We start from the raw sequence: 12,190 nt of genomic DNA on the forward strand, positions 1-12,190 counted from the left end.
TGCTGGCTGGTCCGCGAGTTCCCGCCGCTAGAACCGAAGCATAAGAACGTAGTCCAGCCGGCGAACGTGCAACTTGGCGCGGCCCAAAAGGCCTCCGGTAAAACAAACTCAGTCCGGTGGTATCGGTCGAGCAAGTCAACAAGTATTATCACGCGGAGCCGGAGCCGGCCACCCTACAACGGCTAGCCGAGCTCCTCTGCGGCCACCAACTTGGTCAGGTGGGTAAGTTCCCACCGCTTAAGGTGACGGAGCCGTACCGCGGTCCCTGGCGCGGCCACCTAGTGGAGGCGAAACATTTCCGGTAACTACCAAAGCCGCTCCCGTAATAGTATTGACAGCGGCTGCGACGGCTGGCTCCCGAGCTATGGCCGGAGCCGGTTCGCGAGCCACATCGCCTAGCTCTGCATAACGTGCGGCGAACCACCGGCGTCTCCTCGAGCCGATCGGCAACATCCCACCGGCCGAGGCCGAGGCGCACTATTATGAACAACTGAACGAGCTGGCTATGGTGGCCTGACTCAAACAAAATGGCCTCCGGAAAACCCGGCGCGGTTCAACGTGCAAGCGGCCGACCTGATGCAAGAATACGAAGCCAAGATCGCCGCCCTTGAGCGCCTGGTCGGTCGTCAGGCGCTCGAGATCGAGCTGCTAAAGGGGGCTTTGAAGCATGCTCCCCGGCCGAGAAGCGCGAGCACCTCCGTCGTCGCCGGCCCCGTGGCATCTCCGTCAGCAGGGGGTGTGAGCTGATGGGGCTCACGCGATCCACCTTCTACGACGCGCCGCCAGCCACACTGCCCGCCGATGGACTTCTCGCTCGGATCGGCGCGATCTGCGATGAGTTCGAGTGCTATGGTTATCGCCGGGTCGGGGCAGCGCTGCGCCATCAGGGCGTCGTGGTGAACGGCAAAAGGCTCCGGCGCCTGATGCGGGAACACGATTTGCAGCCAAAACAGCGGCGGCGCTACGTTGTGACGACCGACAGCGACCATGCCGGGCCGATCTACTCCGACTTGGCCAAAGGCGTCGTTCCCGATCGCCCGAACCAGATCTGGGTCGCGGACCTGACCTACGTGGCCATTCCGGGCGGCTTCGTCTACCTGGCGGCCATCCTGGATGCCTGGTCGCGCAAAGTCGTGGGCTACGCGATCAGCCGCTCCATGGATGCCCGGATTGCCGTCGCAGCTTTGAAGGCAGCGATCAGGAACAGGGCTCCACCAAAAGGCTGCATTCACCATTCCGATCGTGGGTCGCAATACGCATCGGAGGTGTATCGCACGCTGCTGGAGGACCATGGCCTGACGGGCTCGATGAGCCGCCGTGGCAATCCATACGATAATGCCAAAGCGGAAAGCTTCATGAAGACGCTGAAGGTCGAAGCCGTCTACCTGGCCGCTTACGAAACGTTCGAAGACGTCACCGCCGACCTTCCCCGCTTCATCGACGACGTCTACAACTCAAAACGGCTGCACTCATCGCTGGGATATCTCAGCCCTGTGCAGTTCGAGGATCAACACGCCCGGCAGACGGTCAAAACGGCAGCTTGATTCTGTCCACCCGCAGGGGCGCACTCCAGTTCCCGTACAAAGAGCTTCCGTGCATGCCAGGGTCTCGGACCACGCCGGGTTGGGCGAGCGCTCGCAGTAACGCGCCCGTCCATTTCGCCTTCCGGTACATGAACACCGTCGGCACCCGGGACATCAATCCTTTCGCGGCTCAATGGCTGGCCTGCACGCTCCCCTGCCGACGCTTCGCCAACGCCCTCGCGGACGCCAGCGCACGGCTCGGGGCCGATGCGGGTTGCTACTCCTTCATCGTAGTGGACTTTCACCTCCTGCTCCTTGCCGGTCTCCCGGCGCACTCACGTTGATTGACGCGCATTCTCACGTTGTTTGTCGCGCGGCACGCTGCAGCGGGGGTTCGTGGCGTTAATGCGACGCAAGGCCCAAAATTCGATAGTTATACACTCTCCATTGAAGCCGCGATGCAAGGCTGGGGTGTTTCGCTCGGCCGTATGGGATTAATTGAAACAGACATTGCCGCAGGCCGGCTCATGGTGCTCTTCACGACACGGCTACAGGGGCGACGGTCGTGGTTTATCGTCACTAGGCATGGTGCGGCTAGGCCGCAAGTTACCGCCTTTCGGGTGTTCCTGCTGCGAGAGGCTCGCCTCCGCCGGCTGAACTGGGCCCCGAAAATGGGACCACCGGCTTAATTGGAAGAGGCGCCGCTCCGTCGTGGTAAACGGAGCGGATTATGAGCAAAACCAGACGGACAATTGATGCCTGAACATAAGGCTATTCAAAACTCCCATCGCCGGGGCATGCGGGGGGCTGCGATCGGCCGGCGGGAACTCCTGCCCCATGCCCTACTGGACGCGATCGATGCTGCCGCACTGGCAACCCGGAACAACGATCAAGTCTTGTAGGCCGCATCGAGTGGTTGCAGCGGTCCCCAGACGGTGTTCTGCACATTGTGGACTGACTTGTTAAAGACGGCGTACAATGTTTCTGTGGTTGTCCAGATGAAGGGAAGATCGGTGGTCACATTTTTCTGGAACGACCGGTATAGCTCTTTACGCACGTCCATATGCATTTCCCTTGCCGCCGTGTTCAAGAGGTGATCGACTACCGGGTTGCAATAACCTTCGTTGTTGGCCCACATTACGCCTTTGCGCTGGTTGTTGCACAGGAAAAGGCGGCTCACGCCAATGGTCGGGTCCGGGTAGTTCCAGGAGCTGTTCATTGTAAAGTCATACTCATAGTTGCTGATCCATTTTACCCAGGTACCGAAGTCTGGGCTGGTGCGCTGCTCTACGTCGATTCCGATACGCTTGAGTTGGGGCTTTAGGTAATCAGCGACGAGCACCAACCCGTCAGGATAGAACGGGCCAGCATCGAGTGTAACCTTGAAGCGAGCGTCACCCTTCATGGGATAACCGGCTTCGTTCAGGAGTTTCTTAGCCTTTTCTAGATCATATTTATAAAGGGTGAGATCCTTGGATGCGAACGGGTTTTCGGGATTGAGAGGGCCATCCAGTCTTTTCGTCAGCCCGTATTGGAGCTTGTCGACAATAAAGTTCTTGTCGATAGCGTGAGCGATCGCTTGCCGAACAAGAGCTTTGTTGAAAGGGGGTTTGCGCAAGTTAAACTGGAGGTAGTCAACCGGACCCAAGGCTTCGAAACCTTTGCGAGTCGTCACAAATTTTTTGTTCTTCTGAAGGCGAAGGATGTCACTGTAGTGCAATCCCTCTCCGGAAACATAGTCGATCTCGCCACTCTCCAGCGCGAGGACGAGAGTTTCTGAGTCGTGGATTATTCGGATCACAATTTTGTCGAGCAACGGACGGTTCGGCCGAAAAAAATTATTAAAGCGTTCTAGAATAACGTAGTTCCCTTGTTTAAATTCGACGAATTTGAACGGACCCGACCCAACCGGGGCTAAATTAGCCGGATTCATGCGGATTGGCCCTTTGTCGAACACATGCTTCGGCAGGACGGGGAGTAGGATTGGCGCAAGGCAGGATAGGAAGGCAGGGTCCGGACGCTTCATGACGAATTTTGCGGTATGCGAGTCAGGTGTTTCGACCCGGTCGACCGACCCGAACATCGTCGGCCCGAATGGGCTGTTAGCCCTGACAGTGTCGAGTGAAAACGCAACGTCTTCCGAGGTGATCGGCGCACCATCATGGAACACGGCGGTTGGGACCAAGTGGAATGTATACGCTAATCCGTCCGCCGACATATCCCAACTCGTAGCAAGGTATGGGCGCGGTCGGAACTGGTCGTCGAACTCAAGTAGTGAAGCAAAAAGCTGGGCGCCAGGAAGGCCAGGCCCTCCACCCGATAGTATGGCGGGGTTGAGAGTAGGGACGCCGGCACTCGCAATGACGAGCGTTCCCCCGCGTTTCGGTTCTGCCTGGGCAGATCGGTCGAGACCGGCCAAGACGCCAGCAGTGACTCCGGCCGTGCCTGCGACGAATGCTCTTCTGGATACGGTGGACATTATGGTTTTCTCCTTTTCACTTATTGTTATTTATGTAGTTGGATTTAGTCGTTAGTTTGTCGGAACGACTGCCGCCGATGCAACGACTCGGTGTTAGTGCTCAGGTGCAGCATTGATCGAGTGCTAAGCGGATATGATCGAAATTCACGGCATTCCGCCGGGCGATGAAAACAAGTTCAGAACGGGACGAGGGAGACGTGGTCAACGCTGCCTCAAGCGAGGACCGCTTGCCAACAAGGTGAAACGTGGCGCATTGCGTATCCGGGCTTGCAAGATGGAGGAAACCTTTGGCGCGGTAGACAGCGATCGGCAGAGTTCGGACGAATTCGCGGAACCGCTTGAGATCAACAGCGCGCTCCGAGCGCCAACTCATTGAGACGAAGCCATGACCGGCGTCCGCGTGATGATGGGCACTCGGTTGCTGGCGGATGGCGAGATAGCTGGCAGCATCGAGACCCAGAATAAGAGATAACGGAACCTCGGCATGGCACGTTTCGATGAAGCGGGCACGAGGTGAACACAATCGCATATCCTCTCGCAGTCCGACAAGCTTTTCAGCGACAGCGAGGTCGATCTTGTTGAGAAGAACGATGTCGGCGACCGCGATCTGCCGCAAGGCGAGTTCGGTCTCGTCGAAGTCCAAATCCGGATAATTCATGGTGTCCACGACTGCGATGATGCCGTCGATAGATAGCCTACTCGTCAGCATCGGCTGGAACAGCGTTTCGGCAATCCCGACGGGGTCGGAAATGCCGCTGGCCTCGATGACGACGTGATCGAGACCGGGCTGGTCAAGCACGAGGCCGGCCATCGCGCTCACCAGATCATTGCGGATCGAACAGCAGATGCAACCATTCGTCAGCGCGATGCGATCGCTCTCGACAGAGGCGATAAGCTGGGAATCAATGTTGATATCGCCAAAATCATTGACCAGAACGCCGATACGCCTGGGTTGTGCCTCGCGCAGGATGCGGTTCAGCAAAGTCGTTTTGCCGGCGCCGAGGAAACCTGTGACCACCGTCACCGGTACGACGCCCCCCGACGAGGATGAGGAGGCTCCGCTCATGGTTCGGGCCAAACTCGCTTGCCGCCGAGCCACGTCTCGAGCACACGGACGTCCATCATTGAGTCGCGAGCGATCCTGCGCGGGTTACAATCGAGGACTGTGAAATCAGCATATTTTCCTGCTTCAATGCTGCCAACTCGATCGTCCATCTGTAGCTGCCAGGCGGCGTGAATCGTGACGGCGCGAATGGCGTCATCCACCGGAATCGTTTGCTCGGGCCCTATGACAGCACCCTTTTCCGTCCGCCGATTGACGGCGAGATGCAGACATCGCACGACGTCCGGATCGGTCATCGGCGCGTCGCAATGGACGCTCACCCGATCCATCCCCGCGCGCAATGCTGAACCAATGGGCATGTACTGTGCGGCCCGATCCTCACCGAACATCCCATCCCGCAATGCCTCGCCCCAGTAGTACAGATGCGACAGAAAAAAGCTGAACGTCACGCCAAGCTTGACGGCGCGGGCGATATGTTCCGGCCGCGGCAGCGCGCAATGTTCGATGCGGAAACGATGGTCTTTGAGATCGTAGCGGGTGATGGCCGCTTCGAATGCGTCGAGGACGACGTCGAATGTGCGGTCGCCCTGAACGTGCACCGCGATCTGCCAGCCTTCGCTGGCGTAGCGATCGATGATCGTCCCGATCTCTTCCGGGGTCCAGTTCATGTGCCCGGTGTGGTCGCGGCCGAGCGCCATGCCCTTCAGCGTCATTTGTGTATTCAGATAGGGGCGGCTGACCCAAATATTGCCAGCAAAAGGAGAGCCGTCCGCAATAAGCTTTATACCCACCATGCGAAAGCGATCATCGCCGTGGTCTCTGTTCGTGATCGTTGCGCCGTCCGGTAAGGCCATCTGGTAGCCGACGATCCGGACCGGTGCGTCTCGCTGCGTTAGCAGTCGATCCAGTAGTGGGAACATCGCCGAAGAAATGCCGAGTTCGGCGGTGGTTGTGTAGCCCCCCCGCGCGTGCTTCCAGAGCCATACGTCGAATTCGCGCTCGGCACGCTCCTCGCCCAACGCCGCCCAGTAGGGTTCGAGCACGAGTCGGGTAGCCTTTTCCTCGAGCTTACCGGTGGGCTTGCCGTCGGCTGCACGGTGAATCTTGCCTCCAGTCGGGTCTTTCGTCTGTGGCGTGAGATTAAAGTGCGTGAGGGCTTTTTGGTTGAGGAACATGACATGGAAATTTGACGTCTGGACCGCCACCGGGTTGTCCGGCGCCAATCGATCAAGCTCATCAATAGATGGTTCGTGCATGCCTTCGTGCAGTTGAGGGTCGAGGCCAAAAAAGAGAATGAACTCGCCGGGCGTGGTCTTTGCTGCGCGCCGGCGTACCGTCGCCATCGCAGCATCAAAGCTCGGGATATTGACCGCGCGGATGTCCACAGTGGGATCGCCGCGACTTAGACCCGTGAGCAAGGGATGCCCGTGCGCCTCGACGAAGCCCGGAAACACCGTGCGACCGGGAAGCTCGTGGATTTTGGTGTGTGCGTCGGCATGTTCCAACATCGCTTTACGCGACCCCGTTGCCAGGATCCGTCCACCCTGGATCGCCACGGCCTCTACGGTGGACATAAGGGGGTCCACTGTCACGATCTCATCGGCAGAGAGGATCAGATCGGCTCGACTGGTTGCATTATCCATGCTTTGCTTCTCCGGATTGGCTAGTAGGACGGCGGTGTGATCACCCACAGAACTATTGCTGGAGTGCTACCGGGGTTACGACATCGATGCGGACCGACACTCTGAAAGGAGAAGCTGTCACCCTCCTCGAGGCGAAAGCGCTTGTCATCGACCCAGAGCTCCAGTGCGCCAGACATGACGACCCCAGCTTCTTCACCACGGCGAACGCGATCGCGTTCCCCTGTCGATGCTCCGGGAGCGAATCTCGTTAGAATGACTTCGAGTTGGCCACTCAGGTTGGGGGACAACAGTTCCTCGGTGATGCCACTGCCACTCAGCGTCAGGATACGACGATTGTCCTTACGCACGATGAAATTGATCTCGTCCGGGGAGCCACGGCCGTGCCCTTGGAAGAACCAGCCGATCTGAACCTGGAGCACATCCGCGATCTCCTGCAACGCGGATATCGTGACTGGGGACAGATTGCGCTCGATCTGGCTGATATACCCGACCGACTTGCCGATACTGGCGGCCAACTCAGTGAGCGTCAGGCCCTTAGCACGACGCAGATCCCGAATCTGAGTGCCAATGATGGCACCCGCACGGCGGTGTCGCGTCAAAGAACCTGAATGAACCTTTTTTTGCATATTTATGAAATTCCTATTGTATATTTTCACATTTCGTGTAGGTTGTCCAGTAGTTTTTATAACCTGGTAAGATCGCAATGCCTAAATTACCTGGTAAAGCACGCGTGGTCGTCATCGGTGGCGGTGTGGTCGGCTGCTCGGTCGTATATCACCTCGCCAAGCGAGGCTGGACGGATGTCGTGCTTCTGGAGCGCAAGCAATTAACGTCGGGCACGACCTGGCATGCCGCGGGTTTGATCGCACAGCTTCGCTCGACGCTGAACATGACCCGGCTGGCGAAGTATTCAGGCGAGTTGTACGAAAGGCTCGAGGCAGAGACCGGCATAGCCACAGGCTTTTCCCGTACGGGTTCGCTGGCGGTAGCACTTACGGGCGAACGGCTCGAGGAGTTCCAGCGTAGCGCCTCCATGGCCAAAACACACGACATCGAGATGGAGATTATCTCCCCCAGCGAGTGCAAGCTCGCCTATCCTCTGCTTGATCTACACGGCATCGTCGGCGGCCTCTGGACGCCAGGCGACGGCCAGGCTGATCCCACCAATGTCGCTCTGGCTCTGGCGCGGGGAGCCCGCCAAAATGGCGTGCAGATCTTTGAAAACGTCAAGGTCATCGGGATTTCGCGTACGGTGGGGCGCGTGACTGGTGTGCTGACCGCAGACGGTTCAATCGAGGCCGAGATAGTCGTGAACTGCGCCGGTATGTGGGCCCGCGATGTCGGGCGTCTTGCAGGCGTCAACGTGCCGCTGCAAGCGTGTGAACATTTCTATATCGTTACCGAGTCGATCCCTGAACTCACGCGCCACATGCCCACACTTCGTGTTCCGGACGAAAGCGCCTATTACAAGGAAGATGCCGGCAAAATCCTCCTCGGCGCCTTCGAGTCGAAGGCCAAACCCTGGGCGGTGGATGGCATCCCCGATAGTTTCTGTTTCGATCAGCTGCCTGAGGATTTCGAGCATTTTGCACCAATCCTCGAGACCGCGATCAAGCGCGTGCCGGTTCTGGAGAGGGTTGGCATCCGCACATTCTTCAACGGCCCGGAGAGCTTTACCCCGGATGATCGTTATCTGCTTGGCGAAGCTCCTGAATTACGGAATTTTTACGTTGCTGCCGGATTCAATTCGGTGGGCATCCAATCGGCCGGCGGTGCGGGCAGGGCACTAGCAGATTGGATTGTGGATGACGAAGCTCCGTTCGATCTCTGGGACGTTGATATCCGGCGGATGCACCCATTCCAGGGTACCAAGACCTATATCGCGGCGCGAGTCAGCGAGACGCTTGGACTGCTCTACGCCGACCATTTCCCTTACCGGCAGTATAGCACGGCCCGCGGTGTCCGCCACACGCCGTTTCACGAGCAGATGGCGGCGCGAGGCGCCTACTTCGGAGAAACTGCTGGATGGGAAAGGCCCAACTGGTTTCTGCCACAAGCCGAGCTTGAGCGCGGTCAAAAACCTGAGAATATCTATAGCTGGAAGCGCCAAAACTGGTTTGCGTATTCCGCAGCTGAGCATCGCAGCGTGCGTGAGGCGGCTGGAATCTTCGATCTGTCCGCCTTCGGCAAATTCCGGGTTGAAGGACCCGACGCCGAGACCGCGCTGCAGCTCATCTGTGCGAATAACGTCGCGGTTGGCGTCGGGGTCATCATCTACACGCAGTGGCTAAATCCACGTGGCGGCATCGAAGCGGACGTGACCATCACGCGTCTCTCGGAGACATCGTTCCTCATCGTGACGTCTGCGGCCTGTGTCACGCGTGATGTCGCTTGGCTGCGTCGGCATCTGCCGGCAGAGGCTCGCTGCATTGTCACCGATGTCACATCAGGCGAAGCGGTGCTCGGGATCATGGGGCCCAGGTCGCGTGACGTCCTCGAGCGATTGACAAGCGCCGACTTGTCCAATCGCGCTTTCCCTTTCCGCACGGCACAGGAGATCGATATCGGCATGACCTGGGTGCGGGCCCACCGCATCACCGGTGTAGGCGAGCTGGGATGGGAACTCTATATCCCGACGGAGTTCGCGCGCCATGTTCTGCAGCGGGTCCTCGAGGTGGCAACCACTGCGGAAGCAAGGCTGTGCGGCATGCACACGTTCGAATCGTGCCGAGTGGAGAAGGCCTATCGCCATTTCGGTCATGATATCTCGAGTGAGGATCATGTTCTGGAGGCCGGGCTCGGCTTCGGGGTTAAGCTGGACAAACCACGTAGCCGCTTCGGCGATTTCCTCGGCCGCGAGGGCGTGCTCCGAAAGCGCCAAGCGGGCTGTTCGAAGCGGTTGGTGCAGTTCAAGCTGCGTGACCCAGAGCCGCTGCTCTATCACAACGAACCGATCCTGCGGGACGGTCAGGTCGCGGGGTACATCACGTCCGGCGCGTATGGGCACCATCTCGGCGGGGCTGTCGGGCTTGGCTACGTCGCCCATTCGATCGGCGAAGCCGCGGCCGCACTGATGGCCTCGGATTACGAGATCGAGATTGCCGGATCACGGGTCGGAGCGACTGTCAGTCTCGAGCCCTTCTATGATCCAAGGAACCACCGAGTTAGGATATGAGAGAGCTCTATAACTGGTCGATGCGGAGATTTTGAGCCGATGGAGATCGTCGTCACAATAGCCCAACGCGTCAGTCATGCGCTGCTTTTGATCCTGGCCGTCATAGTGTTGAATTTTACTCTAATCCATCTCGCACCCGGCGGTCCCGCACAAGTAATGGCTGGCGAAATGGGAGGGGCAAGTCCTCAGGTCTTAGCTCAGCTGCGGATCAGCTATGGCCTCGACCACAGCTTCCTTGATCAGCTGTGGCGTTACGTGAGCCACGTGCTCGAGGGCAATCTCGGACGCTCATTCTATTATAACACCCCGGTGTTGCAACTTCTGCTACAGCGCCTACCCGCGACATTACTTTTGATGATCACGGCGATCGTGTTGGCCGCCACAGTTGGAACTTGGCTCGGCATTATTGCTGCCCAGAAGCCCGCGGGGCTCCTTAGCCATGCAATAACCATACTCTCGTTGGTCGGTTACTCCGCCCCCGTGTTTTGGACCGGGCTACTTCTGCTGGTCCTGTTCACATCCGTCCTGCCGATCTTTCCGGTCGGGGGGATCGAACATATTGCACATCCGGACCTGACTTGGTTCGGCCACATTCTTGACGTTGCGCGGCACTTGGTCTTGCCAGCCGTGACGCTCTCGATCGTTTTCCTTGCCCAATATAGTCGGCTATCGCGGGCAACCATGCTGGAAACGTTAGACGCGGACTATATACGGACGGCTCGCGCAAAAGGCCTTCCCGAACGAACGGTGGTCTTCAAGCACGCGTTGCGCAATGCCATCCTGCCGATCGTCACCATCATCGGCCTTCAGTTCAGCCAGGTCTTCGCCGGAGCGATCTTGATCGAAACGGTGTTCGATTGGCCTGGCCTAGGGCGGCTCGCGTTTGATTCGATCATTAGGCGGGATACACCGACCCTCCTAGGGCTACTGCTTTTTTCGGCCGTGCTTGTTATCATCGCCAACCTCCTCACCGACCTCGCATACCGTCGACTGGACCCACGCATAAGGGGGACTTCACGACGATGACCATACCCGTCGACATTAGTGCACTACCGTCACCCGATGGAGCAAGTGAGGCATGGCGCATGTTCCGGCGGAATCGGGCCGCGTTTGCTGGCTTAATCCTGTTCGCGATAATATTGCTGTGCGTCATTGCCGGCCCGTTCCTCTACCGGGTGAACCCGTTCGCAATTGTCTCAAGGCCATTCTCGCAGCCGGGCTTCGGCGCCGCGCCGCTCGGTACGGATTATCTCGGGCGAGACATCCTCGCGGGATTGCTGAACGGTGGCAGACTTGATCTGATCGTGGGGCTCGGTGCCGGAACGATTACGATGAGTATTGGGGTAGTTGTCGGAGCACTAAGTGGCTTTTATGGCGGTTGGGTCGATAGTGTCTTGATGCGGATCACAGAGTTTTTCCAGGTATTACCGCCTTTGCTTCTAGCGATGACGATTGTCAGCTTGTTCTCGCCAACCGTGATAACGATCACTCTCTCAATCGGCGTCGTGAGTTGGCCACCTGCTGCGCGGCTTACTCGCGGCGAGTTCATGCGTGTTCGTCATCTCGATTACGTCCAAGCGGCACGTTCAATCGGAGCGGGTAAGAATTGGCTGATTTGGCGCGTGATTCTCCCGAACGTCCTGCCACCACTAATTGTTGCAGCTACATTGGCGGCCGCCAACGCAATCCTTTTCGAGAGTGGCCTTAGCTTCCTTGGTCTCGGAGACCCAAACGTTATGTCGTGGGGTCTGATGATGGGACAGAACCGCGATTACGCCCTGGCAGCTTGGTGGACAACGACCATGCCTGGCGTAGCAATCTTCTTCACGGTTCTCAGCATCAGCCTCATTGGTGATGGGCTGAGTGAGGCGTTCAACGTGAGGTTGAGAGAGCGATGAGCGAGGAAATGCTGCTGCGCGTATGCGGCCTACGGGTCGTCTTCTCGACACGGTCCGGCCCGGTCACGGTCGTAGATGATCTCGACCTCGAACTGGCTGCGGGCGAGACTCTCTGTCTGGTGGGCGAATCCGGCAGCGGAAAGAGCATGACCGCGTTAGCGCTGATGGGTCTCGTCCCAGAGCCTAGCGGTGCAATCACTGGGGGAAGCATCCGACTTGGTGACGAAGAGATCGTGGGGGCACCCTCGGAGCGGCTCAGACGCCTTCGCGGGAAAGACATCTCAATGATCTTCCAAGAGCCGATGACCGCACTGAATCCAGTTTTTTCGATCGGCACCCAGATCGCCGAGACGATTCGGCTTCACGAGGGTTTTGACCAACGCTCGGCGTTAGCGCGTACCCTGGAGAT

General features: G+C 58.3%; 10 protein-coding genes. 6 read left to right on the forward strand and 4 right to left on the reverse strand.

The genetic code is table 11. The annotated features are described in order from the left end of the window. The first annotated feature begins 719 nt into the window (after window positions 1-719). Window positions 720-1,544, forward strand: coding sequence for an IS3 family transposase (locus AiwAL_RS18490; RefSeq protein ID WP_262313311.1), 825 nt, complete (start codon window positions 720-722; stop codon window positions 1,542-1,544). 341 nt (window positions 1,545-1,885) lie between these two features. Then, entirely contained in the window at window positions 1,886-2,212 is a 327-nt protein-coding gene (locus AiwAL_RS20490) for a LysR substrate-binding domain-containing protein (RefSeq protein ID WP_408851933.1), read from the forward strand. Window positions 2,213-2,412: 200 nt separating this feature from the next. Here the strand turns inward: AiwAL_RS20490 and AiwAL_RS18495 are convergent, their stop codons facing one another. The 4 genes from AiwAL_RS18495 to AiwAL_RS18510 all read right to left on the reverse strand — a co-directional run bounded on the left by AiwAL_RS18495 (window position 2,413) and on the right by AiwAL_RS18510 (window position 7,334). Then, window positions 2,413-4,002 (reverse strand): ABC transporter substrate-binding protein, encoded by a 1,590-nt coding sequence (locus AiwAL_RS18495; protein ID WP_262313303.1) that lies wholly within the window; start codon window positions 4,000-4,002, stop codon window positions 2,413-2,415. Window positions 4,003-4,102: 100 nt separating this feature from the next. After that, window positions 4,103-5,068 (reverse strand): GTP-binding protein, encoded by a 966-nt coding sequence (locus tag AiwAL_RS18500; protein ID WP_262313304.1) that lies wholly within the window; start codon window positions 5,066-5,068, stop codon window positions 4,103-4,105. Next, window positions 5,065-6,708, reverse strand: coding sequence for an amidohydrolase (locus AiwAL_RS18505; protein ID WP_262313305.1), 1,644 nt, complete (start codon window positions 6,706-6,708; stop codon window positions 5,065-5,067). Before AiwAL_RS18505 ends, AiwAL_RS18500 begins: the two co-directional genes overlap by 4 nt. Before the next feature lie 20 nt (window positions 6,709-6,728). Beyond that, complete coding sequence (locus AiwAL_RS18510; RefSeq protein ID WP_262313306.1) at window positions 6,729-7,334, reverse strand: helix-turn-helix domain-containing protein; 606 nt, start codon at window positions 7,332-7,334, stop codon at window positions 6,729-6,731. 77 nt (window positions 7,335-7,411) lie between these two features. On the opposite strand from AiwAL_RS18510, the gene AiwAL_RS18515 reads away from it, so the two are divergent. The 4 genes from AiwAL_RS18515 to AiwAL_RS18530 all read left to right on the forward strand — a co-directional run. After that, entirely contained in the window at window positions 7,412-9,883 is a 2,472-nt protein-coding gene (locus AiwAL_RS18515; protein WP_262313307.1) for an FAD-dependent oxidoreductase, read from the forward strand. Window positions 9,884-9,922: 39 nt separating this feature from the next. Continuing rightward, window positions 9,923-10,909 (forward strand): ABC transporter permease, encoded by a 987-nt coding sequence (locus tag AiwAL_RS18520; protein ID WP_262313308.1) that lies wholly within the window; start codon window positions 9,923-9,925, stop codon window positions 10,907-10,909. Beyond that, window positions 10,906-11,781: an ABC transporter permease gene (locus tag AiwAL_RS18525; RefSeq protein ID WP_262313309.1), complete on the forward strand. Its 876-nt coding sequence runs from the start codon at window positions 10,906-10,908 to the stop codon at window positions 11,779-11,781. Before AiwAL_RS18520 ends, AiwAL_RS18525 begins: the two co-directional genes overlap by 4 nt. Beyond that, window positions 11,778-12,190, forward strand: a 413-nt coding sequence (locus tag AiwAL_RS18530) for an ATP-binding cassette domain-containing protein (RefSeq protein ID WP_262313310.1), incomplete at its 3' end; no start/stop codon positions are given. The genes AiwAL_RS18525 and AiwAL_RS18530, both read left to right, overlap by 4 nt.

Origin of the sequence: Acidiphilium sp. AL (assembly GCF_025499445.1) — a bacterium.
GTDB classification, from domain to species: Bacteria; Pseudomonadota; Alphaproteobacteria; order Acetobacterales; family Acetobacteraceae; genus Acidiphilium; species Acidiphilium iwatense.